General features: G+C 63.2%; 17 protein-coding genes and 1 tRNA gene. 7 read left to right on the forward strand and 11 right to left on the reverse strand.

Going from position 1 to position 23,997, the window contains the following annotated elements; genetic code table 11:
* Positions 1 to 34 precede the first annotated feature (34 nt).
* A complete protein-coding gene (locus K9U15_RS00775; protein WP_301155430.1) occupies positions 35 to 1,525 on the reverse strand; it encodes a sodium-dependent transporter in 1,491 nt (496 codons plus the stop codon).
* 175 nt (positions 1,526 to 1,700) lie between these two features.
* On the opposite strand from K9U15_RS00775, the gene K9U15_RS00780 reads away from it, so the two are divergent.
* Positions 1,701 to 1,898 carry a DUF4177 domain-containing protein gene (locus K9U15_RS00780; protein WP_301155431.1) on the forward strand — a complete coding sequence of 66 codons (198 nt, stop codon included), beginning with the start codon at positions 1,701 to 1,703 and terminating at the stop codon, positions 1,896 to 1,898.
* A 26-nt stretch (positions 1,899 to 1,924) separates the two neighbouring features.
* On the opposite strand, the gene rarD is transcribed toward K9U15_RS00780, so the two are convergent.
* Positions 1,925 to 2,992 (reverse strand): EamA family transporter RarD, encoded by a 1,068-nt coding sequence (gene rarD, locus K9U15_RS00785; RefSeq protein ID WP_096227619.1) that lies wholly within the window; start codon positions 2,990 to 2,992, stop codon positions 1,925 to 1,927.
* 322 nt (positions 2,993 to 3,314) lie between these two features.
* Here rarD and K9U15_RS00790 point away from each other — a divergent pair, with 322 nt between their 5' ends.
* Positions 3,315 to 4,154 (forward strand): site-specific DNA-methyltransferase, encoded by an 840-nt coding sequence (locus tag K9U15_RS00790; RefSeq protein ID WP_301155432.1) that lies wholly within the window; start codon positions 3,315 to 3,317, stop codon positions 4,152 to 4,154.
* Between the two features lie 24 nt (positions 4,155 to 4,178).
* Positions 4,179 to 6,923, forward strand: a complete 2,745-nt coding sequence (locus tag K9U15_RS00795; RefSeq protein ID WP_301155433.1) for an N-6 DNA methylase — start codon at positions 4,179 to 4,181, stop codon at positions 6,921 to 6,923.
* Positions 6,924 to 6,972: 49 nt separating this feature from the next.
* Here the strand turns inward: K9U15_RS00795 and K9U15_RS00800 are convergent, their stop codons facing one another.
* Positions 6,973 to 8,067, reverse strand: a complete 1,095-nt coding sequence (locus tag K9U15_RS00800) for a mandelate racemase/muconate lactonizing enzyme family protein (protein ID WP_096227616.1) — start codon at positions 8,065 to 8,067, stop codon at positions 6,973 to 6,975.
* A 171-nt stretch (positions 8,068 to 8,238) separates the two neighbouring features.
* On the opposite strand from K9U15_RS00800, the gene K9U15_RS00805 reads away from it, so the two are divergent.
* Positions 8,239 to 8,850 carry a hypothetical protein gene (locus tag K9U15_RS00805; RefSeq protein ID WP_301155434.1) on the forward strand — a complete coding sequence of 204 codons (612 nt, stop codon included), beginning with the start codon at positions 8,239 to 8,241 and terminating at the stop codon, positions 8,848 to 8,850.
* Positions 8,814 to 11,105 carry an AAA domain-containing protein gene (locus K9U15_RS00810; protein ID WP_301155435.1) on the forward strand — a complete coding sequence of 764 codons (2,292 nt, stop codon included), beginning with the start codon at positions 8,814 to 8,816 and terminating at the stop codon, positions 11,103 to 11,105. The genes K9U15_RS00805 and K9U15_RS00810 overlap by 37 nt, the downstream gene beginning before the upstream one ends.
* 40 nt (positions 11,106 to 11,145) lie before the next feature.
* Here the strand turns inward: K9U15_RS00810 and K9U15_RS00815 are convergent.
* Positions 11,146 to 11,222 (reverse strand) — tRNA-Met (locus tag K9U15_RS00815).
* A gap of 562 nt (positions 11,223 to 11,784) precedes the next feature.
* Here K9U15_RS00815 and K9U15_RS00820 point away from each other — a divergent pair.
* On the forward strand, positions 11,785 to 12,573 hold the full coding sequence (locus K9U15_RS00820; RefSeq protein ID WP_096227614.1) for an amidohydrolase family protein: 789 nt from the start codon (positions 11,785 to 11,787) through the stop codon (positions 12,571 to 12,573).
* Here the strand turns inward: K9U15_RS00820 and K9U15_RS00825 are convergent.
* From K9U15_RS00825 to menB, 6 genes are all read right to left on the reverse strand, one after another.
* Positions 12,570 to 13,901 (reverse strand): hemolysin family protein, encoded by a 1,332-nt coding sequence (locus tag K9U15_RS00825; RefSeq protein ID WP_087192213.1) that lies wholly within the window; start codon positions 13,899 to 13,901, stop codon positions 12,570 to 12,572. The genes K9U15_RS00820 and K9U15_RS00825 overlap by 4 nt on opposite strands.
* 449 nt (positions 13,902 to 14,350) lie before the next feature.
* The gene (locus K9U15_RS00830; RefSeq protein WP_096227613.1) at positions 14,351 to 15,856 is read right to left on the reverse strand and encodes a uracil-xanthine permease family protein; all 1,506 of its coding nucleotides are present in this window, start codon (positions 15,854 to 15,856) and stop codon (positions 14,351 to 14,353) included.
* A complete protein-coding gene (locus K9U15_RS00835) occupies positions 15,853 to 16,431 on the reverse strand; it encodes a xanthine phosphoribosyltransferase (RefSeq protein ID WP_096227612.1) in 579 nt (192 codons plus the stop codon). Before K9U15_RS00835 ends, K9U15_RS00830 begins: the two co-directional genes overlap by 4 nt.
* Before the next feature lie 246 nt (positions 16,432 to 16,677).
* A complete protein-coding gene (locus K9U15_RS00840) occupies positions 16,678 to 18,198 on the reverse strand; it encodes a basic amino acid/polyamine antiporter (RefSeq protein ID WP_096227611.1) in 1,521 nt (506 codons plus the stop codon).
* An 89-nt stretch (positions 18,199 to 18,287) separates the two neighbouring features.
* Positions 18,288 to 21,116: an o-succinylbenzoate synthase gene (gene menC / locus K9U15_RS00845; RefSeq protein ID WP_096227610.1), complete on the reverse strand. Its 2,829-nt coding sequence runs from the start codon at positions 21,114 to 21,116 to the stop codon at positions 18,288 to 18,290.
* 98 nt (positions 21,117 to 21,214) lie between these two features.
* On the reverse strand, positions 21,215 to 22,054 hold the full coding sequence (gene menB / locus K9U15_RS00850; protein WP_096227609.1) for a 1,4-dihydroxy-2-naphthoyl-CoA synthase: 840 nt from the start codon (positions 22,052 to 22,054) through the stop codon (positions 21,215 to 21,217).
* 319 nt (positions 22,055 to 22,373) lie between these two features.
* Here menB and K9U15_RS00855 point away from each other — a divergent pair, with 319 nt between their 5' ends.
* Entirely contained in the window at positions 22,374 to 22,931 is a 558-nt protein-coding gene (locus tag K9U15_RS00855; protein ID WP_096227608.1) for a TetR/AcrR family transcriptional regulator, read from the forward strand.
* A 121-nt stretch (positions 22,932 to 23,052) separates the two neighbouring features.
* On the opposite strand, the gene K9U15_RS00860 is transcribed toward K9U15_RS00855, so the two are convergent.
* On the reverse strand, positions 23,053 to 23,973 hold the full coding sequence (locus tag K9U15_RS00860; RefSeq protein WP_301155436.1) for an alpha/beta fold hydrolase: 921 nt from the start codon (positions 23,971 to 23,973) through the stop codon (positions 23,053 to 23,055).
* Positions 23,974 to 23,997: the final 24 nt, after the last annotated feature.

Raw genomic sequence — 23,997 nt, forward strand, 5'->3', positions numbered from 1 at the left:
CCGGTGATTACTGTGCAAAAACCGTCGTCTCGACCTACGCCATCCCCAGCCACACGGTGATCTTCGGCACGTAGCCCATCACGAAGATCACCAAGATGAGCGCGGGTATGCCGAACTTCAGCCACAGCTTCGACCAGCGCGGGAAGCGGATGCCCTTGCCGGTGTCGGCCTCGGCCAGGAAGTTATCCCAGCCCCAGCCGCCCTTCGTCACGCAGAACAGCACGTAGAACAGACTGCCCAGCGGCAGCAGGTTGTTCGACACGATGAAGTCCTCGATGGACTGGATGTCGCCGATAGCCGGAATCTGCACGCCAGCCAGCACGTTGAACCCGAGGGCGCACGGCAGGCTGAGCACCGTCACGATGATGGCCGTGCGCGCGACGGCGGTCTTGCGCGTCCAACCCCACTTGTCCATCGACCAGCTGATGAGATTCTCGAACACCGCGATGATGGTGGACAGCGCGGCAAAGCTCATGAACACGAAGAACAGCGCGCCCCACAGCTGCCCCATCGGCATCTGGTTGAACACACTGGGCAGCGTGACGAACACGAGCCCCGGGCCGCTGTCGGGCTGCACGGCGAACGCGAAGCACGCGGGGAAGATGATGAGGCCCGCCACGAGTGCCACGGCAGTGTCGAGGCCGCAGATGCGCAGCGCCTCGCCGGTGAGCGAGCGCTCCTTGCCGATGTAGCTGCCGAAGATCTCCATGGCCGAGATGCCCAGCGACAGCGTGAAGAACGCTTGGCCCATAGCCGCGTACACCGCGTCGCCGAACGTTGCCCATTGTTCGGCGGTCGTGGTGCCGGCGAACAGCTTGCCGAAGTCGGGGATAAGGTAGAACTTGAGGCCCTCGAGACCGCCCGGCAGCGTGGCCGCACGCACCACGAGCACCGCCATGATGCCCAAGAGGCAGATCATCATCACCTTCGTGATGCGCTCGACGCCCTTCTGCAAGCCCAGGCTGCACACGAGGAAGCCCAGCACGATGACCACGAGCATCCAGCCGACCAGCTCGGTGGGGTTCGCCAGCATGTCGTTGAACACGGCGCCGACGCCCGCGCTGTCCAGGCCGTTGAACGCGCCCGTGCCCATCTTCACCACGAACGACAGCATCCAGCCGCCCACCGTGGTGTAGAACATCATGAGCACCATGCACCCGATGTAGCCCCACCATGAGAACCAGTGCCACTTCCGCGAAGGCTGCAGCGTGTCGAACGCCACCGCCGAGCTCTTCTGGCTGGCACGGCCCACGGCGAACTCCATGACCATGACGGGAAGGCCCAGGATGACGAGGAACACGAGGTACATGAGCACGAACGCCGCGCCGCCGTACTCGCCCGTGATATAGGGAAAGCGCCATACGTTGCCCAGGCCGATGGCGCATCCCGCGGATATCAGGATGAAGCCCAGACGCGAGCCGAACCGCTCGCGCTTGGCGACGTCTGATCCGAGCTCGGCCGCTCTACTCCCCCGCACGGCCCCGCTCGTCGCTCCGCCTCTGTTTGGTTGGTTGGCCTCGGCCATGCCACACCCCTCCGAAAAAGTCTTGTACGATATTGCCCCCACGGCAAAACGTTGCAATTGTACAGCAAACAGGTCGGCGGAGCGCGCACGTTGCCTGTCTTTTGCGCGTCCTTGCGGCTTAGCGCAGCAGGCTCTAAGATATGCCCCGAGGCGAGTCGACCGAAAGGGGTGCGCCGTGAGGGAGTACGAGTACGTGAGCGTCGACTACAAGAAGCGTGAAGTAATCATGGTTGGATTCGGCATCTCGGAACACCGCGAGATCATCGATGATTACGCGGCGCGCGGCTACCGCCACGTCGGCTCCATCATCACCGAAGTCGACAGCAACGCCCGTATACGCAAAATCGACCTGGTCTTCGAGAAAGACGCGTAGGGGAGGCGCGACCCCCGACAAGCCGGCTAGCGCTCGGCAGGGGGCGCGTCGGTGAACATGGCTGCGGACGACGGGTTCGGCGAGGACACGGCGGCGGGTACGGGCGGCGCGGCCTCTGCCGCTCGCTTCCGCCTGCCCGCCCATGCGGCTTCAACGCCAATAGCAGCGATACCCGCCCAGATGAGCGCGAAGCAGATGCCGTGCGCCATGGTGAACTGCTCGCCGAAGAAGGCCACCGCCAGCACAAGCGCGATGGTGGGGCTGACGTACTGGATGAAGCCGATCACCGTGAGCGAGATGCGGTTGGCCGCCGCCGAGAACAGCAGCAGCGGGATGGCCGTGAGCACGCCGCAACCGGCGAGCAGCGCCATGTCGGCCACCGGGCCGGTGACGGCCATCGGGTCGGGCGTGGCGGGCACGAGCTGCCAGATCCACGGAGCGGCCGCGCCCACGATCAGGGCCACCGCGCCGATAAGCCCCGTGAGCAGCGACTCGAACGCCATGCCGGGCAGCGCCGGGTAGCCGCCCTTCTTCTTCACCGCGCCGTACACGCTGAACGTGAGCGCCAGCGCGAAGGCAATCCAGATGTCGCCGCCGTTCGCCACGATGAAGTACCCCACGCCGAGCGCCGCCAGCACCGTGGCCACCGTCTGCATGGGCGTCAGCCGCTCCTTGAAGAACACCATCCCAAGCACGATAGTGAACAGCGGGCACAGGTAGTACCCAATGCTCGTCTGCAGCAGATGCCCGCTGTTGGCGGCCCAGATGTATACGCCCCAGTTGCACGAGACGATGAGCCCCGAAGCCAGAAACGTGCGCACCGCGCGCGGGTCGCGGAACAGGTAGAGAAAGCGCGTCCGCTTGACCAGCACGCACAGCGCCACCACCGCCGCGCACGACCACACCATGCGCCACGCCAGCACCTCGAACGCGGGAACCGCCGACAGCAGTTTCCAGTACACGGGCATGACGCCCCACAGAAGGTAGCATCCGAGACCCTGGAGGAACCCCGTGCGGTCGGTCCGCCGACCGTCCCCGTTCGCGCCTTCTCCTACGCCTTCGTCCAAACCTGCCGTAGCCACCTGCTCGCTCAAAACACGCTCCTTGCCCTCGATCGATCCGCAGCATTATACCCCCGCTCCTTCGCACCCGCCCACGCTTTTCAACCAGCGAGGACATTGGCAGGGCAGGATGCCCCTTGGTTGCGGAGGCGCGAGGATGCCGCTGCACTGCGAGGCCGCCGCGGAGCGGCTGCCGAGCTGCGGGGACGCTGCGGGGTGCTACAGCGTTGCGAGGCGCTGTGAAGCCGCAGCACCCCGCACTGGCAGGAGCTTGCACCTCTGATGTTTCCCTCCGATTAGGAGCACAACATCAGCCACGGGAGATATAATCGTGAGTCTACGAATGGAGGACTGCATGCGGATCGTTCAAGCAGAAGACACCCGCTCAATTGAGCCGCTTCTCAACACCATCATCGAAGGCGACTGCCTTGAGAAGATCAAGGCCATCCCCGACGAATCGATAGACATGGTGCTCTGCGATCTGCCCTACGGGACCACCCAGAACAAATGGGACTCCATCATCAACCTCGATGTCCTCTTCACCGAATACCGCAGGGTGATAAAGTCGCGCGGCGTGATAGCCCTGACGAGCAGCGGCCTTTTCACCGCCAAGCTCATGCTCCATGCAGCCGACCTGTACAAGTACAAGTTGGTCTGGATCAAGTCGAAGGCGACCAATTTCCTCAACGCGAAGAAGCAGCCTCTAAGGAAGTACGAGGATATCTGCATCTTCTACCAATCGCAGCCGACCTACCATCCCCAGATGTCCCAAGGCGAATCGTACGACAAAGGGGTCCGCAAGAACCAGCTGACCGGAAGCTACGGCGACTTCGATCCCAAGCATGTGCAGAGCGACGGCAGCCGCTACCCAACGGACATCGTCTACTTCAAGACCGCCGAATCGGAAGGCCCCGTGTACCACCCCACGCAGAAGCCGGTTGAGCTGGGGAGGTACCTGATACGCACCTATACCGACCCGGGGGACGTCGTGCTGGACAACGCCTGCGGAAGCGGCTCTTTCTGCGTTGCCGCCTGCCTTGAGGGGCGCCGCTATATCGGCATAGAGAAGAACGAGGGCGTCGCCCGCTTCAAAAACGAGCCCATCGACTATATCGAAGTCTGCCGTCGGCGCCTCGAAGAAGCACGGTCCCGCATGGACGAGGAAAACGCGATCGCCTGCCCGGCCTCGTCATAAGCAACGAGGGACGAGGTTGAGCCTATGAGCGCCCAGAGCGTCCATGACAACGAACGGTCATACGCCATCGAGCTTATCAGCGCCATCAACGACCACCTCCACGGCAAGGACATGCACATCAAGCGGGCCGGCGGGGAGTCGACCATCAACGAGCACGGCCGCGTCAAGTTCCCCGACGTCCTGCTCTTCTCAGATCGGCAACGCTCGACCATCCTCCAGGGCTGGGAGATAAAGTGCCCCGACGTCAAGATAGACGACGAGGAGTTCGTCGCCGACGCCCACCGCAAGGCGGACCTGCTGGGATGCAATTCATGCATCCTGTGGAACTTCCAGCACGCCGAGCTTCATGCGAAGACGAAAGGGGGCTCCTTCGAGATTCTCGAATCGTGGACCATCTCGGAGCACATTACCGACAGGGCGTCGATCAACGCGTTCCAAGGCGAATGGATGGCGTTCCTCCACTCCCTCGTCGACAAGATAGAGCTCTTCATAGCGTCGGGAAAAATCAAGCAGCGGGAACTGGGCGAGGTCATCACCGACTCCATCATGCCCAAGATCATCAACGAAAACAAAGATGCCGTGGCCAGCGCACTCAAGAGAAGGGCCGCAGTCGATGCCTTGGTAGACATCGATATCGGATCTTGGTGGCGCACCGTGGCGAAGGAGTACACCCTCGACGAGGTGGACGCCTATCGCGCCTATGCGAAAATGCTCCTGATCGGCTGGCTGAACAAACTCCTCTTCGCGAACCTCATCAAGATCTACTACCAGGACGCACGCGAGGTCGAAAGCATTACGGAGGGATGCACGGTTGAAGATGCCGCGCGATGCTTCGCCCTCATTGCAAGCCGCTGCGGGTTCTACCACATCTTCAGCAGTCCCCCGTACTGCGACTCGCTGCCCGACGCCACCCTGTCCGACCTCGTGCAGTTCAACGGCCTGCTTCAGATGTGCGACCTTGAGCAGCTTGACAGCCGTTATCGGCACCGGCTGCTTGAAGAGAGCATCTCCTCGGCCAAGCGGCAGATCTCCGGCCAGTACCCCACCCCCGAGCCCCTCGCCAAGCTCATGGCCGAGCTTGGCGTGAGAAACGCCACCGGCCACGCATGGGACTGCTGCTGCGGAACGGGAACGATTGGCAAGGCCCTCTGGGAAAGGAAGATGAAGCTGACCGAGCCGGTGATGGACGATGCAGCCGACCGGGCTTACCGCACAACCTGGTTGTCGGACATCCACGATTTTCCCCTTCAGGTGGCCACGCTCGCCCTTTCCCCGCGCGAGCATGTCGATTCCCCTCTTCTGGTCTTCCAGAAAAACGCGTTCGAAATCGAACCGGGGTCCATGGTCGAGTTCATCGACCCTTCCACGGGAGAAGAAGTCGGCAAAGCCGTGCCCCGCTTCGACACCATTGCGAGCAACCTCCCCTACGTCGACTTCAACACCAAGGAGATCGGACGGTATTCCCAGATCAGGGACGAGCTCAAACAGGAGGCGCAGGCTGCGGGCATCAAGCTTCATGACCGCAACGACCTGTACTGCTATTTCTGCCTCTACCTTGAGCGCTTGCTCAACGACGGAGGCGCGGCATGCCTGCTTACCTCGAACACGTGGCTCTTCTCGCAAGCGGGGGTCAGCTTCTTCGAGATGCTTGCACTGAAGTACCAGATCGAAGGGATATTCGTTAACGGGCAGGCGCGCTGGTTCCACAAGACGAAAGTCATGAACGCGCTGTTGGTGCTCAGGAAGAAGAAGCCGGGCGACGTCACCGGAAACGTGCGTATGGGGGTTGTCCACGCGAGCATTGGCGACCTCGACGACCCGGCGAAACGATCCGCGATCGTGGCGAGCATCCTTTCAGGCGGCGACCGCAGCGCCCTCGTAGCGCAGCATCGCTACTCCCTGGAGGACATCCGGCGCTTCCACGCATGGGGGATAACGCTGTACGCGCTCCGCTTCGGGATATCGTCCCTGTCCCCGCTCACCGGGAAGCTTGTCCCCATCGGCTCTTTGTTCGAGGTTTTCCGCGGCGTCAAATCGGGGTACGACGGCGCCCTCTATTCGGACGACCCCTGCTTCGTCGACCCTCCCTTCTGCTTTCCGCTGGTCAAGAACCTGCGCGGCACGCATTCGTACACCCTCGAACCGAACCAGTACGTGCTCATCTGCGACAAGTCGAAAGACGAGCTTGCGAGGGAGGGCTATCTCAAGACCCTCGAACATATAAGAAGGCACGAAGCGGGCGTGACGAAATCGGCGAAGTCGAATGCCCCCTATTGGTACTCTCTGCCGGCGGGCAAGAGCTTCCATTTCGCAACCATGATGAACCCGGGCGACCGCCTGTTCTTCGCGCAGGCGGGGGGAGACACCTGCTTCGCGAACCAGCGGCTCATCTGCCTTCGGGCCCTCTCCGACCATGTCGACCTTCCGCTCGCCCACGCCCTGCTCAACTCATGTACAGGCCTGCTGATGCTGGAGTCTTCCGGAGGGCCTATGGGGGACGGAGCCCTGGACAACCGGAAGGAGAGCCTGGCCGGCCTCTCGATGCTCGACCCCTCCCTAGTAGCTGCCGAATCGAGGCAGGCGATCCTCGACGCTTTCGAGCCCCTGAAGAGAAGGGCCGTGAAGCCCCTTCAAGAAGAGCTTTACGAAGCCGACCGGGAGGCGTTCGACAAGGCAGTTCTCCAGGCATTCGAGCTGGAGGACCTGCACGACCAGATCAGGGACGCCCTGTCGACGATGGTCAAGGTGAGAACCGAGGGGTTATCCTGACGATACGGCCACAACGAGGGCGCGAAAGCGTGAGGGCGCGCGGCCGCCCTCACCCCCGCACCGTGTAGCGCTCCACCGCGTCCTCGTCGAGCGTGAGGCCCAGGCCGGGGCCCTCGGGCGGGTAGACGCGGCCGTTCTCCATGCGGATGCGCTCGTTGACCAGGCTCGGAGCGGCGGGGTCGTCGAAGTCCATGAATTCGCAGGGGTAGCTGATGGTTTTCAGCGCACAGCCTATGTGGACGAGGGTGGCCATCCCCAGGCTGCTCTCGGATTGGCTGCCGATCATCATGGGCCGGTGGTACGCCTCGCACAGCGCCGCGATCTTGCGGCCGTAGGTGAAGCCGCTGCGGGGGATCTTGATCATCATGATGGACAGCGCGTCGATGTCTATCTGGTGAGCTATGTCGTGCAGCGTGAAGTTGCTCTCGTCGCCGGCGATGGGGATGTCGATGGCGTGGGCCAGGCGCACGCGGTCCTTCTCGTTCGTGGCGGCGATGGGCTCCTCGAAGTAGTCCAGCTCGCCGCGCAACGCATCGTGCACCTTCTTCGCGCCGAAGTACGTGTAGCTCTGGTTGCCGTCGATGTAGAGCCTCGTGTCGGACGTGACCGCGCGGCGCAACGCATGCACGCGGCGGATGTCGGCATCGGGGTCCAGCCCGCCCTTCACCTTGAAAGCCCGGTAGCCCTTCGCGTTCAGCTCGCGCGCCTGGTCCACCATGACCTCGTCGCTCGTGAGCCAGAGTATCCGGCTCGGCTCGATGCTATCGCGGTAGCCTCCCAGCAGCTTGTGGCAGGGCAGGCCGCACGACTTGCCCATGATGTCCCAGAGCGCCACGTCGATGCCGCCCTTTGCGGCCAGGTTCCCCTTAATGAAGGCCATGGCCTCGTGCACCTTCTCCACATCGAACGGGTCGAGGCCCGCAACCAGCGGCGCCAGCAGGTCGTTGATCACGTGCACCATGCCCACCTGCGTCTCGCCGTAGATGTTCTCGCGCGGGATGGCCTCAGCGATGCCTTCGACGCCCTCGTCCGTCATGATGCGCATCAGCACATGCGCCTGGCTGGTCATGCGACCGGTGGCCCACTCCATCGGATGGGGCAGGGGCAGGTCGACGGGGATAGCGCGCACGTTCGCAATCTTCATGGTCGGTCATCGCCTTTCGCTTCGTTCTCGCAGAGCAACGCAATACGGTATCAGATTGTAGCACCGGCCATAGGGGAGCCATTCTGGCGATCCCCCCGCAGCAGTCTGGCGTTACCGGTATATAATCTTCGCAATCGTCAATAGCAGAAGAGCCGTCCGAAAGGATCCGGTATGGCCGATCGGTTGTTCATCCGCAATAAGGGCAAGGATTTCAGGGATCGAACAAACGACGCGCATATCGGGGGATGCGACCATCGCGGCAAATATATCATTTCGTTTGGCCCATACAGCGAACCCCTCTATTACAATCCGGAAAACGTCGCAATCGTATCGAGCGAGAACGTTCCCTTCGAGGGTACTGCCCTCTTCGCAAAAGGGGTGCGCCAATACTACGCAATCAAGCTCAATCGACTTAGCTCGCAAAACCCGGCATTCGGCACCCGCTTCGAAATCATCTCGAAGGCTAGCAGCGGGAGAATCTACGCCAAACTGTACTGTCCCTCGGAAATCGAACAAAAAGAACTGGCATCGTCTAGCAGCTTGTTCCGCTACCTCCAGTCGGTGGCCGAGGCCATAAAGCCCGATGTTGAGGACGTTGACAAGCGCGAATACCTTCCTCGGCAGTTCAAGCGGCTCCAAATACTCGAAGGAACGCCCGCAGACCGCATGGCACACCCGGAAAAGGCTGCCCCCTCCGCGTTCCACCCGAAACAATCATCTATCCGTTTGGATCCAACCTTAGTCAGATGGAGGCCGTCGAGAACGCCTTGTCTAATCAACTAAGCCTTATCGAAGGCCCACCGGGAACCGGAAAGACCCAGACCATCCTCAATATTATCGCTAACCTGCTTATGCAGGACAAAACCGTTCTCGTAACCTCCCCTAACAACGAGGCGACGAAGAACGTAGTTGATAAACTGGACGAAGAAGGTTTCGGGTTCATCGCTGCTTTTCTCGGCCGCCGAGACAACGTCACGGCATTCGTCGACAACCAGAAGTCAGCGTACCCACCTGCGCTCGAAACATGGTCGCTCTCAAAAAAGAAGCAGGAAGCACTCTCTGGCTCGATTCGCAAGAACATCGTTATCGCCCGAGACATCTACCTTCGAAAACAAGACATGGCCAAGCAAGAAGCGCGACTCCAGGACCTGGAACTGGAATACGAACGGTTCAGAGAGGGAAACGCTACCGAAGAGCTCAAGGTAAGGAGGAGACCAAATTCCGCGCGCCTCCGAGCCGTCCGCGACCTCGTAGGGTACTTATCCTCTAAAGAAGGGAAGATGACGTTCGCCCAGAGGGCGAGAATTGTCTGGATGTGGGGAATTGGGAGCTGGCATGATTTCGACCATATCACGGTCGATAGGGAAATCAGTCTCAATCGCATGGTATTCGAAGCTCAGATCCAGGAGTGCAAGAACGCCATCAAAAGCCACGAAGTATATCTCAAAATGCACCGAGGCGAAGGTTGCCTCGAAGACATCGAGAAGAAGTCAAGGCGTCTTCTCGAAGCAAAACTTCACGAACACTACGCTGACAAGCTTCGGAAGGGTAGGCGCCTATTCGACGATCCCTGGAGCGAGCCTTCCGGGTTTCGCGCGGAATATCCCGTCATCACCAGCACCACGAATGCTGCAAGAAACCAAAGAGGGAAGCAGGGAAAGCTTTTCGATTACATCATCATCGACGAAAGTTCTCAGGCAAGTCTCGTCACGGGCTTCCTCGCTCTCGCCACAGCGGAGAACGCCGTGGTCGTCGGAGACACGAAGCAGCTGCCTTGCGTCCTAGACACTGCCGACAAGCGCAAAGCGCGGCCCCTTTTCGCTCCGACCGGCTTGCCTCAACGATATAACTTCGTCGACAACAACCTTCTTGATTGCCTCAACGCATGTATAGACCAAGCGGAGCTTCATGCTCCCCGCACGCTCCTCCGGGAGCACTACCGTTGTCACCCAGACATTATCGGTTTCTGCAACCAACAGTTCTACAACGGCGAGCTCATCATCATGTCAGACAGCAGAGGACGAGGAGTCGCAAGCGCACTTTCATGCAACATCAGCAAAGACTTGAACTACGACCGCCGGGCCGACTTCAATCGCGTGCAGGCAGGAGCGTTCGAGCAGGAAGTGCTCCCCGTTTTGAAGAAGCAGTTCGAAACGCATGAGATAGGGGTTGTGAGCCCTTACCGCAACCAAGTCGAAGGGATGAAACAGGGACAGAAAGAGAGGCCCGATGGCGTCACCGTTGCCACCGCCCATAAGTTCCAAGGACGCGAAAAACCCGCTATCGTTTTCGTCACTCGATCCAATGCGCCTAATCGATTCATGGACAACCCGAATTTGGTCAATGTGGCCGTATCGCGCGCGAAAGACTTCTTCTGCCTCATAGCAGCACCCAAAGTTGTCGAAGCTGTCGGCAATATTGCTGATCTCAAGCGCTACATCGAATATCGCGGTGGAGAAATTCGGCAGTCCGCCGTATGCTCTGCGTTCGATTTGGTGTACCCCTGCATGGAAGAAGAGCGCAGAGCCTACTTGCTCGAGCACGGATCCGACGAACACGACGAGTATTCGGAAGTGCGAACCAGCGAGTTTATCGACGACGCGCTCGAGAGCATGGACGCCACATCGCAGATAGGCTACCTCCGCAACTACCCGCTCAAACAGATATTCACGAACCTCGAGCCTTTCAATGTCGAGGAACTTCGCTTTATGAGCACCGTCGCCCATGCCGACTTTATCTTCTATCGCACCATAGACAAGAGTTTCGTATTGGAAATCGAAGTCAACGGTTCACACCACGATAGGGAAGAACAGATCCGTCGGGACAAAACAAAAAGCCGCATCCTTCAAAAAGCGAGTATTCCCCAAGTAGTCATTCGGACGAACGAAGAACTGGAGAGGGCAAAGTCCATGATTCGCGAAGCTCTCGAAAACGCGTTGAAGGCAGACCAGGACTCGAAACGATGCCTCGCAGACCGAGAAGCGCTGTCAGTCGCAATCAAGACTCGAGAAGAACCATGGAGTCTGTCCCCTGAATAGAGAAAAGGCCGGAAGCGTTGCTTCCGGCCTGCTAGTTTCATGGTCGCGGGGGCAGGATTTGAACCTACGACCTCCGGGTTATGAGCCCGGCGAGCTACCAGACTGCTCCACCCCGCAACGTTGGCGCCTGCCCCTCCTGTCCGGTATACTGCAAACAGGAAAAGCGGCAAGATTGAATATTACTCATGTTTCATACAGAGGGCAAGCCTTATCTTTACCTCCACAGAATACACGCAAATCAAGGAGTGAACTCAGCTAAGGAAACGCTGATTAATTGCGCTTCCCAAGCGTCCGGCAGAAGAGACAGCAGAAGGGGCAGGACGAAATCGGAGGCTGTGGCATGATTTCAACGGCGAACTCCGGGGGCGGCTTTTCGCCACCAGGGGTTTCTCGGTTTCGTGCCGGCAAAAACTCGTTCGAGCATGCCATAGCCTCTGATTTCGTCCATGACTTAATCAGTCATGTTAAAAGGGTCGTGTGCGGACGCTGTAAGCCTAGCGCAATCAAGAAGAGTATCGTTGCGTTAATCAGTGCTTCCCTAAGCGGATTTCATTGCGAAGCCCAGCGGTTCGGCCAGACTGATTGGCGCGGGCGCTGCGGGGATGCAGTACAATCGACAGCGAAACCATACGCGCGGTTCGTGACGAGCCGCCTACCCAAGCGAGCAAGGAGCCCAGCCATGACCGCCATCGACGTGCACGCCCATATCTATCCCGAGAAGATCGCCGAGCGGGCGGTCGGCGCCGTGGGCGAGTTCTATCTCGTGGACATGTACGGGCAGGGCACGGCATCGCACCTGCTGGCCGCAAAGGATCGGGCGCCCCTCACGCACTTCGTCGTGCACTCGGTGGCCACCAAGCCCAGCGCCGTGGCCAGCATCAACGACTTCATCGCCGAGCAGTGCCGCCTCCACCCCGAGCTCATCGGCTTCATGGCCATGCACCAGGACCTCGAGGACCCCGAGGTGGAGATAGAGCGCGCCGTCGGCCTGGGCCTGCGCGGCATGAAGCTGCATCCCGACACCCAGAAGGTGAACATGGACGACCCGCGCCTCATGAGCATCTACGAGATGATCGCAGGACGCCTGCCGCTCATCGTGCACACGGGCGACTACCGCACGGACTTCTCGCATCCGCGCCGGCTCAAGAACATCCTGCACACGTTCCCCGACCTCGTGGTGGACGCCGCCCACTTCGGCGGCTGGTCCGTCCCCGAGATCGGCTACGACGTGCTGCACGACGAGAACGTGTTCATCGACGTGTCCAGCTCTATGGCCTTCCTCGGCAACCGGCGCACCCGCGAGCTCGTGAACCTGTGGGGCGCCGACCGCGTGATGTTCGGCTCGGACTTCCCCATGTGGGACCCGGCGCACGAGTACGACACGTTCACGTCGCTCGGCTTCTCCGACGGAGACTTGGAGAAAATGCTCTGGAAGAACGCCGAGCGATTCACGGGCGTGAGGGTTTAGCGGTCCTTTTCCGAACCTTCGACCTCGGGCTTTTGCTCCAACACTACGCGCACCTTGTCGATGCGGTGACGGTCCATGTCCACCACGGTGAACGTGGCCTTGAGGCCGTCATGCTCGATGGTCACGGAATCGCCCTCTTCGGGGATGCGGTCGAACAGCGACAGCAGCAGGCCCCCTGTCGTCTCGCATTCGGAGGCCTCCTCGGGCTCGAAGCCAATGAGCTCCTCCACCTCGTCGATGGCCATGGCGCCGTCCACGAGGTAGCTGCCGTCGTCGAGGCGCACCGCGGCGTCCGAGCCGCCGTGCGCGTACTCGTCGTCGATGCGGCCGACGATCTGCTCCATGATGTCGCTCATGGTGACGATGCCCGACGTGCCGCCGTGCTCGTCGATGACCACGGCTATCTTCGTGTGCTTCGCCTGCAGTATCTGCAGCAGCTTCGCGATGGGAATACCCTCGGGAACGGCCTGGATCGTGCGGATGCGCAGGTCTTCCATCGTGCTGTCGGGCGGCAGCGTGTAGAGGTCCTTCACGTGCACGAAGCCGACGATGCGGTCCTTGTTGCCGCGGCACACGGGATAGCGCGTGTACTTGTACTGCATGATGAGCGCCAGGTTCTCCTCGAGCGAATCCTCGAGGTCGAGGCAGATGACGTTGGTACGCGGCGTCATGATAGCCTCGGCGTCCTTGTCGCCCAGGTCGAAGATGTTGTCCACGTACTCGTTCTGCTCGGGGTCGATGAGGCCGCTCTCGGTGCTCTCGTCGATGAGCAGTTTGATCTCCTCGTCGGTGTACACCTCGTGCTCGTTGGCAATGTCATGGCCGAGCAGCTTCATGACGCCGTTCGTGATGCTGTTGAACAGCCACATGATAGGGTACGTGATGCGGTAGAACCACACGAGCGGCGTGGCCGTGAACAGGGCGTAGCGTTCGGTGGAGAAGATGGCCAAAGACTTCGGTATCAGCTCGCCCACTACGATGTGCAACGCGGTGATGACGATGAAGCCGACGGCGATGGCGATGCCGTGGATGGCCGCCTCGGGCAGGCCGATCGCCAGCAGCGGGCCCTCGATAAGCTGGGAGACGGCAGGCTCGCCCAGCCAGCCAAGGGCGAGCGAGGCCAGCGTGATTCCTAGCTGGCAAGCGGAAAGGTACGCGTTTACGTTGTCGGCCACGAGCTTGGTGTACTTGGCGCCGGAGCGGCCCTCGTCGACGAGGATTTCCACTTGGGATTTGCGCACGCGCACGAGCGAGAACTCGGCGGCGACGAAGAAAGCGTTCATGAGCAGGAAGAAAAGGACAAGAAAAAGGCTTAACGCAACAGGCATTAAAGCAGGTCTCCTTAGTTCGGTTTTCAATGTCTGCTGGGTGCGGCTTGCCTAACCGCATGCTCGAACAGCAGATTTTTGACTGTCCTCGTAATTTGTACCATCCCCCACGCCCGTCGCAGGGAAAAACTACACTCTATACAGAAGTTGACACTGTCCTGCAACGTTCTCACGGACGGCCCGTCCGCCAACATGACGAGAACGTAAGCGAAAGCACAGGCATGTGCAAGGTTGCCGCAAGGTGGGGCCGGTATCGTGGGAGGCGAAGATGGCCCTTACGAGAAGGAGCATGGCATGAAGAGAGTCCTCGTCACTTTGGCAACGCTGGCCGCTATGGGAGGCCTGTTCGTCTACGTGGCGCTGCAGACGCCCCGGCTGGAGAAGATCCGCTAGGCGGGCGGCCATGGGTTAGCGGACGACTCGGCGCAGGCAGCCGCCCTGAACGCAGGTTACGCGGGCGCCAAGTCGCCCTCCTCTGTATCAGGCGCGGAAGAAGGGGTTGGAACCCGGTCGGGAGCCGTTGCCGGTGCGGCCGAGGGCGTGAGCGCACCTGTCGGCCCGCCCGCTGGAGCAGCCGCCACAACTGGAGAGCCCTCCGCCGCATCACCGCGCTCGCCCGCCGCGACATCCATCGCATCCGCCTCATCCGCCGCCTGCGCGTCCCGCGGCAGCACGAGGTTCGCCACCACGGCCACCAGAAACACCACGGCCACGCAGTTCTGCGCGAACACGCTCTGCACGATCTCGGGGAACACCGCGAACAGCGCCGACGCTTGCGTGAAGCCGATCCCCACGGCCAGCGACAACGCGGCGATGGTGATGTTGCGCTGCGTGAAGCCGGCACGCGCGATCATCTGGAAGCCGCTCACGATGATGTTGCCGAACATCATGATGGTGCAGCCGCCCAGCACCGCCTCGGGCAGAGACGAGAACACCACGCTGATCACCGGCAGGAACGCGGCCAGCACCATGATGACGGCGCCGGTGGCGATGGCGCGCCGGTTCACCACCTTCGTCATGGCCACCAGGCCCACGTTCTGCGAGAATGACGTGATGGGCAGGCAGCCGAAACACGCCGACAGCGAGCTCACGAAGCCGTCGCACGCGATGGAGCCGGTAAGCTCCTTCTCCTTCACCTCGCGGTTCAGGCCCACCATCGTCAAGGCCGATGTGTCGCCGATGGTCTCGGTGGCCGACACGAGGAAGATGAGCGTGACCGACACGATGGCGCCCAGGTTGAACTCCGGGGTGAACGGCATGAGCTGGGGCAGCGCGAACAACTGCATGCCCGCGAACCCGCTGAAGTCCACCGCCCCCATGAACAGCGCCACCACATACCCTATCACCAGGCCGAACAGCACGGATAGCTGCTTGGCCTTCCCCTTCGCCAGCACTTGGAACACCAGGCACGACACGAGGGAGACGGTGCCCAACGCCAGGTTCTGCGGCGACCCGAAGTCCGGCACGCCGCTGCCACCGCCGAACGACGTGGCACCCACGCCCAGCAGCGAGAACCCGATGGACGTTACCACCACGGCCGCCACGATGGGCGAGATGATGCGCCGCCAATACTTCGCAAACAGGCCCAGCACGCCCTCGATGATACCGCCCACCATGATGGCACCGATGGCCGTGCTGTAACCGTACGTGGCCACGATGCCGCAGAGCACGGTAACGAACGTGAAGCTGATGCCCATGACGATGGGCAGCCCCGAGCCGATGCGCCCCAGAGGGAACAGCTGGATGAGCGTGCCGATGCCGGCGATGAGCATGGCGCTCTGGATGAGCGAACCCGTCTGGTCGGTGCCGAGGCCTGCTGCGCCCGCCACGATGACGATGGGCGCGAGGTTGGCCACGAACATGGCCAGGATGTGCTGCACGCCGTAGGGCACGGCGCGCAAAAGCGGGATGTCGCCGTCGAGCTTGAACAGCTCCTCGGTTGCGAACGGCTTCATCGGCGGAACTCGATCTCACCGGTCGCCGGGTCCATGGCGTCCACGATGGCGAGCGACTCCAAGCGGTAGCCGCGCTCGCGCAGGCCGTCGCCGCCGGGCTGGAAGCCCTTCTCGATGGCGATGCCGATGCCCTCCACCGTGGCGCCCGCCTCGTCCACCAGCTCGATGAGCCCGTTGAGCGCGCAGCCGTTCGCCAGGAAGTCGTCGATGATGAGCACGTGGTCGTCCGGCCCCAGGAACTTCTTCGACACGATGACGTCGTAGACGCGCCCGTGCGTGAACGACTGGATGCGCGTGGTGTGCATGTCGCCGTCCAGGTTGATGGACTGCGCCTTCTTCGCGAACACCACGGGCACGCCGAAGTGCCGCGCTGCCACGCAGGCAATGCCGATGCCCGACGCCTCTATCGTGAGGATCTTCGTGACGGGCGCATCGGCGAACAGGCGCTTGAACTCGGCCCCCATGGCGTCGAACAGCTCGATGTCCAACTGGTGGTTCAGGAAGCTGTCCACCTTCAGGACGCCCTCCGACTTCACCACCCCGTCGCGCCTGATGCGCTCCTCCAACTGCTCCACGTGCCGCCTCCGTCGTCCGCTTTCTCCGTCTCCCGAGCCGCCGTGCGCACCCCCGCGCGCACGGGCGAAACCTCTGCTGGACAGTGTAAAGGACACGCCCGCAGTTGGGAACGGGTCATTTGCCCGAGCAGCCGGAAAGCGATACGGAAGCGGACGGAGTGCGGGCGCGGCAAGCAGCTGGTACGATGCGAACGGCAAAGTTTCAACCGGTAGGCTGCAAAGCCGCGCACCGCGCTCGTTCCGGCCCTACAGCACGACTTGGCCGGTGACTACCAGGACGATGGATGCCACAGCGGCGGCCAGGATGATGAACACCACCACCTTGTCCAGCGTGCTGCGCAGGTACGGCTCGCCCCGCTCCTTCTTCCCCTTGATGTACATGAGGATGCCCGGCGCGTACAGAAGCGACATGATGGTGAGCCCTACCGCGCCGCTCGCGAACGCCAGGAAGAAGCTGTAGATAACGCCCACGATGCCGAAGATGCGCCAGAACACCAGGCTGCCGCCCACCTTGCCCTTGAATGCCTGCGGCTCCGTGAACGTGAGCTTGGCGAAGTACGCTGCCGACAGCAGGTACGGCAGCAGGATCATGCCGGCGGATATGGTGTAGAAGAACTGGTACGTGCTGTCCGAGAACAGCATGATCACGAGGAACGCCTCGATGATGATGTTCGTGACCACGAGCGTGACGATAGGGGCGCCCTTCTTGTTCGTCTTGGCGAACGCCTTGATGAACACGCCCTGCTCGGCCGCCTCGTAGGGCGATTCGCTCGAGAGCACGGTGTAACCCAGCATGGCGCCCACGAGCGACAGCACCACGCCGCAGTTGATGAGGACGGCGCCCCACTGCCCCACGGCCACCTCCATGACGCCCGCGAGCGCCGGGTTCTCCAGCAACGCCAGGTCGGACAACGGCATGACCCCCATGCTCAAAACGCTTACCAGCAGGTAGATGGTCAGCACGCACACGAACGCGATGATGGTGGCCTTGCCCACGTCGCGCTCCTTCTTCGCGCGCCCGGAGATGGCCACCGCACCCTCGATGCCCACGAACACCCAGATGGTCACCATCATGGTGCCGCTCACCTGCTCCCAGAACGGCAGGCTGGGATCGGCTCCCGTCGCAAGGTTCGCCATGAAGATGCCCAGGTCGAACTTCTGCAGGAAGATGATGGCCGTGATGGCCACGAAGATGGGCACGACCTTGGAAATGGTGATGACGGCGTTCACGCCGGTGACTTCCTTGATGCCGCGCGACACGAGGAACACGTAGAACCAGATGAGGCAACTCGCGCCGACGATGGACGCCAGGTTGTTGCCCTCCCCGAAAATGGGGAAGAAGTACGACAGCGCGCCGAACAAGAGCGCCGAGAAGCTCACCGTGCAGAGAAGCGCGCTGATCCAATAGCCCCACGCGCTGTTGAAACCGAGGAAATCGCCGAAACCGGCGCTTGCGTAGCTGTAAATGCCGCCCTTGAGCTGCGGCTTGATGCGCGAGAGCGCGAAGAACGTCAGCACGAGGCACAGTACGCCCACCGCCGAGATGCCCCACGCCGTGAGGATTGCCGCGCCGCTGGCGCCGTTAGCCGCCTGGTCGCCCGCCAGCGAGAACACACCGCCGCCCAAGATGAGCGTGATGACGGTGGTGACGAGCCGGAAGATGCCGAGGCCTCCCTGCGGGCGGGGGATGTCGGCAGATGCAGCTGGCACGACCGCCGAGGCGGCCTCGATCGTCGATGCGGATTGGTGCGATGCGGAAGCGCTCATGGGACCACCGTTCCTCGTCGGGTTGACCGCATCATGATACTCCACCGCCCTGCATTACGTCAGAGCGTTATGCATTATTTTGAATGCCGTTAACGAAGGGGACGGCGCTGCCGCTCGATGACCGTGCGGTCCACGAGAACGTCGGCCAAGGAGGAGCGGTTGAGGTCGCAGCCCAGGCCGTTCGGATGGCCGGTGCGGTTGAGCGTCACCCGGCCGCGCTCGGCCGTGTACGGCGGATCGGTGACATCCACGGCAAAGTAGCGTGCAGTGGCGCCGACGTCACCGGGCGCGTCGATGCCGGGCAGCGTTTCGAACGCGGCGTGCAAGCGCTTGGACACGCCGGTGTCGTACATGCCGCCCATCCACACGCCAAGGCCGCGCACCTGCGCCAGCCGCAGGAAGTCGAGCGCGGGCTGCACGCCGCCCATCTTGGCAATCTTGAGCGCATAGCATCCCAGTTCAGGATGCTGCAACGCCCGCGCCAGATCGGCCGGGCGGGCGATGGACTCGTCCAGGCAGATGGGCGTATGCAGGCTGCGCTGCAGGCGCGCCAGCCGGTCGAACAGGTCGGTCGGCCCGACGCCGGGAAGGCGGTGCGGGTCGAGCGGCTCCTCGATCCAGGCAGGGCCGCACGCGTCGAGGGCGCGCAGCTCCTCCAGGTCGTGCTCCGCGAAGCTCTGGTTCGCATCCAGCGTGATCATGAGCCGGGGATACGCTTCGCGCACCGCCTGCACGGACGACAGCGAGCCCCCGGGGGCAACCTTCAGCTTCACCCGGCGATAGCCCGCCTCGACGCAACGGCGCACCGCAGCCACCGTGTCGGCAGCCGCCCCCATGCCCACCACGGCGCCCGCCGGCACAGACGCCTGGCCCGCCGCAGCTCCCCCGTGGGGCACTGCGCCGCCGATCAGCTGCCACAGCGGCTTGCCGACGATCTTGCCGTACAGATCCCACAGCGCCGGCTCGAGCGCACCTTGCGCCAGCGGGAACGCGGCCGCCTCCGCGCAGGCGGCGAACGACGCGCTGGCCTCGGAGGGATGCAGGTACGCCTCGTTCAGCACCAGGGGGGCCAGCACCTCCTTGAGCACGCGCACGTCCTGGTCGAGCGTCTCGGGCAGGTACCAGTCCGTGGGGAACGCCACGCATTCTCCCAGGCCCGTGCGCCCGGCATGATCCTCCACCTCCACTATGACGGACTCGCGGTCGCGCAGAACGCCCTTCGCCGTCTTAAACGGCTGCAGGAACGGCAGGCGAATGCGGTGCAGCGTCACGCGCACCACCTCGATGCGCTGCTCGTAGCGTGCCTGGAGCGCCGCACGGTCGATCTTGCCGATGCCGGTGCGGGGGAACTCGTCGAGCACGAAGAGGCAGCGCGGCTGGTAGAGCTTCGACAGACGCGTGCTCAGGCTGGCCCGCACGGTGGCGGCGAACTGCTGCGGCGCAACCGGCTCCGTGCGCTGCGGGGCGGCGGGACGCTCGCGCTCCACGAACGCGATGGGACGGCGGCCCCAGACGGCGTCGGGCGCGCCGAACACGTAGGCTTCGGCGACGCCGGGCACGCGCACGAGCTTGTCGCGGATCTCGGCCGGGTAGACGTTCTCGCCGCCCGACACGAACATATCGGTGGTGCGCTCCTTCACGTACAGCCGTCCGGCCGCCAGCGCCGCCGTGTCACCCGTGAGGAAGAACCCGTCCACCGTGTGCGCCGCCCGCGCGTTGAGGTAGCCCTCGAACACGCCGGGGCCCTTGACCGCCAGGCGGCCGAAGCCCTGCGCGTCGGGGTCGACGATGCGCGCCTCGTAGCCCGGCAGCAGCCGCAACCCCCCGTCGAACGAAGGCGTGACCTGCGCATGGGCAATCTGGCTGGACGTTTCCGTCATGCCATAGCTCGCGTATACGCGAGCACCGGCCGCGGTGGCGCGACCAAGCGTATGCGGGTTCGACGCAGCGCCGCCCAGCAGAATGCACCGGTAGCCCTTCAGCGTGTCCGCCTCGTCCTCGTTCAGCAGGTCCTGCAGCATCTTGTCCACCACCGACACGTGGGTGACGTGGGAGCGCGCCGCATCGGCCAGCAGACGCTTGGCGTCGAAGCGGCGGTAGAGGATGAAGGGCACCTGCCCCAGCAGGCTGCGCACGACCACTTGGAAGCCGCCGATGTGGTACAGCGGCAGCGCCGCCTGCCACATGCCCACGCCGGGGCTGTTGAGGGCGGCGTTCGAAGCCTCGGCGGCGCGACACACCTGGCACCAGGCCAGCGGCACGGCCTTCGGCTTGCCGGTCGTGCCCGAGGTGAACATGATGAGCGCCCGCGCCTTCGCGTCGAACACGTGGGCAGAGCGCTCGGCGAAGTGGATGATCTCCTCGAGCGCGTCCTGCCGCTGCGTCTCGTCGCGCCGCCGGCGCGCCGCACGGTTGGAAGTCGCCCGGCCCAGGCCGCGCGTGGAGCGCGGCGCCGCCGTGGCGGCCGAGGTCCGCGCCGTGAAGCTCGGACGCGCAGGGCGGACGGCGGCTGGATCGGAGCGCTCCTCGCCCGCGAGCAGGGCGGCTGCGTGGTCGAACAGGCCCGCCGCGTTCTCTTCGTCCACGCGGAACGCCACGCGTTCACCCAGGCAGCGCTCCAGCTCCAACAGGCGGGCCAGCTTCTCGCCCGGGGCCAGCCGGTTGTTCACGGTCACGATGGTGAAGCTGCCGTAGGCGGCTGCCAGGACCAGCATCACGTACAGGGGGCAGTTCGGCAGGTCGACCGCGATGCAACCGCCGCGCTGCACGCCCTTCGACTGCAGGTAGCGGGCGAGGGCAGCCGCGAGCATGCGCACCTCGCGGTACGAATACGGCGCCTCCTGACCCGCCTCGTCGACGTACGTGAAGCACGTCCGCTGCGGGTATCGGCGAACCATGCTCTCGAATGCGCTGATCATCGCCTACCCGTTCCTGATTCCTGCCTCGCATCCTGTCTTGCTCCCGGGAAGCCGCCCCGCCGAGCTGCACGACGCTTCCCTGACGACTCTGCCCGACCCTACGGAAATTTCGGGAACTGCGTGAAGTCGGGCGCGCGCTTCTCCTTGAACGCGTCGCGACCCTCCTTCGCCTCGTCGGTGGTGTAGTACAGAAGCGTCGCGTCGCCGGCGAGCTGCTGGATACCGGCCAGGCCGTCGGTGGCCGCGTTGAACGACGCCTTCATGAAGCGCAGCGCCGTGGGCGACAGGGCCAGCATCTCGCGCGCCCAGCTCACGCACTCCGCCTCCAGCTGGTCGAACGGCACCACCTTGTTCACCAGGCCCATCTCCAGCGCCTCCGCGGCCGTGTACTGGCGGCAGAGGTACCAGATCTCGCGCGCCTTCTTCTGGCCCACGATGTTGGCCAGATAGCCCGCGCCGTAGCCCGCGTCGAAGCTGCCCACTTTGGGGCCGGTCTGGCCGAACTTGGCCGTGTCGGCCGCGAGCGACAAGTCGCACAGGATGTGCAGCACATGGCCGCCGCCGATGGCGTAGCCGTTCACCATGGCGATGACGGGCTTGGGCACCACGCGGATGAGGCGCTGGAGGTCCAGCACGTTGAGGCGCGGGATGTTGTCCTCGCCCACATAGCCGCCGTTGCCGCGGATCTTCTGGTCGCCGCCGGAGCAGAACGCCTGGTCCTCGGAGCGCCCCTCGTGGTTGGCGCCGGTGAGGATGATCACGCCGATGGCCGCGTCGTCGCGCGCCACGGTAAACGCGTCGTAGAGCTCGTTCACCGTGAGCGGCGTGAAGGCGTTGCGGCGCTCGGGCCGGTTGATGGTGATCTTGGCGATGCCATCGCAGGTTTCGTAGATGATCTCGCGGTATGCCTTGCCCGCCTGCCACGCGGTATCGCCCATGGCCGTCCTTTCGTTGCGCGCCCCGATCGTCCGAGCACGTCTGTTAGGGAAAAATGTTCGGTAAGATGAGCATATACTAACGCGCCCCGAAGCCTGAAACAGCCGAACGCAGAATAATTCCGAAAAAGAACGGTGGCCGTCAACGAAAACCTGAAGACGGAGCAGGCGCTCCTTCCCCCGGCACGTCTTTGCAGGACCGCACCAGCCAACGTACGGGAGGACGGCGAATCTCGCAGCGGCAGGCGGAGGCGAAAAAAGCCCGGTCCGGTCGTACTATAATGGTGCCCGCACCCGCCGAAAGCCCGAGCGAGGAGGTCCGATGTACGTCGAACCGAAGGATTCCCGACAACGCTGTACCAAAGAGCGCCTGTTCGCGTCGTTCGAGCGGGCGCTGCAGAGCAAGGCCGTGTCGGACATCACGGTAAGCGAGGTCTGCGGCGACGCGGGCATTTCGCGCAAGACGTTCTACAAGTACTACTCGGATCCGTTCGCGTTGTTGCTGGCCATGCAGGACGATCTGTTCGCCGGCTTGGGGCAGCGCTTGGCTAAGCTACCGCCCGACGTGTACGCCATCTCTTCGGATATTATCGACTTCGTGGCCGAGCATCGCGTGGTGGCGAAGGCGGTGTTCGAGAACCGTGGCGAGGGAAACCTCATCGATCGCGTGCTCGCCCACCTGCATGCCACCTATCACGAAAGCTGGGAGCAGGCGAACCCCGACATGTCCGAGCAGGCGGTGGAATTCCTGTTCCACTACGTTACCTCGGGCTGGGTGGGCATCGTCAGGCTCTGGCTCTTCCAGCACCCCGATCTAGAAGTAGGAGAGGTCAAGGCGCAGGCCGAGAGCCTGTTGAAGCTGACGACGCCCCGCGCTTGAGGAACACCGTGGGTCCCGGGAGCGGAATGGCACGGTGCGCAGAGGCCCTTGCGCCATCCCACTCCCGCCGCCGTTCGTACCCGCGCCCCTTCGCCGGGCGCGCGGGCTAAGGGGCGCGGCGCTATCCGGGGAATCCCTCGAGGGCACGCAGGTAAGCCGCAGGCGCCTCGAGGTGGACGTTGTGGCCCGCTCCGGCCACGATGCGCACCTCGCACAGCCCTTCATCCTCCAAGCCCTCGGCAAGCGTGCGGTACTTCACGTCGAGCGCTCCAGCGATATACCGCACCGGCGCGCCGCTGGCGCGCAGCGGGGCGAGCGCAGCAAGGACGTCCACGCGCGCGGGCATGGCGTGCTGGCCAGCATGCTCGAACGTGCGGGCGAGGGCTTCGGCATCGTTCGCCAGACGACTGGCACGCATGCGTTCGCGGGCCGAGGCAGGCAGGTCGCGCTGGGTGGCGAACAGGTCCAGGCGCTCCCAGGCATCCATGAACGCCGAGAGCCCGTCGCGGCGCAGGGCTGCGGCGTTGCGCGCATCGCGCTCGGCAGCGTCTTCGCGCTCGCGCTCGTCAACCGGGCCCAGCCCGGCGCTTTCCAGCACGAGGCCCCCAGCAAAACGGGCGAACGTTTCCGGCTGACTGCTGGCGGCGGCAAGCGCGACACGCCCTCCCATCGAGTAGCCCACCACCAAGGGTTTCCGAGAGCCCTGCGCAGCCGATGCGGAACCTCCGTTTGACCTTCCTGGCGCGGCGAGGGCAGCAACGCCAACCGGAGATGCGAGGTACGCCAGCAGCATCTCGCCCTGCGCCCCGAGCGCATAGGCATCAGCACCCTCTGGCCGGTCGCTGCCGCCGTGGCCAACGAGATCGAGCGCCACGACGGAGCGCGTGCGGCCCAAGAGCTCGGCTATGCCATCCCAGCTTGCGGCGCTCTGGGCAAAGCCATGCAGCAGCACGACAGGCGCGGCTTCGGCAGCCTCGCTTTCCCAGACGGCGAAGCGGTAGCGCGCGCCATCATGCTGGAAGAACCCCTCTCGTTTCGCCATGGTGCGGCCTCTTTCCCTGCGGTG

This window comes from Gordonibacter sp. RACS_AR68 (assembly GCF_030418485.1).
Taxonomy (GTDB): Bacteria; Actinomycetota; Coriobacteriia; order Coriobacteriales; family Eggerthellaceae; genus Gordonibacter; species Gordonibacter urolithinfaciens.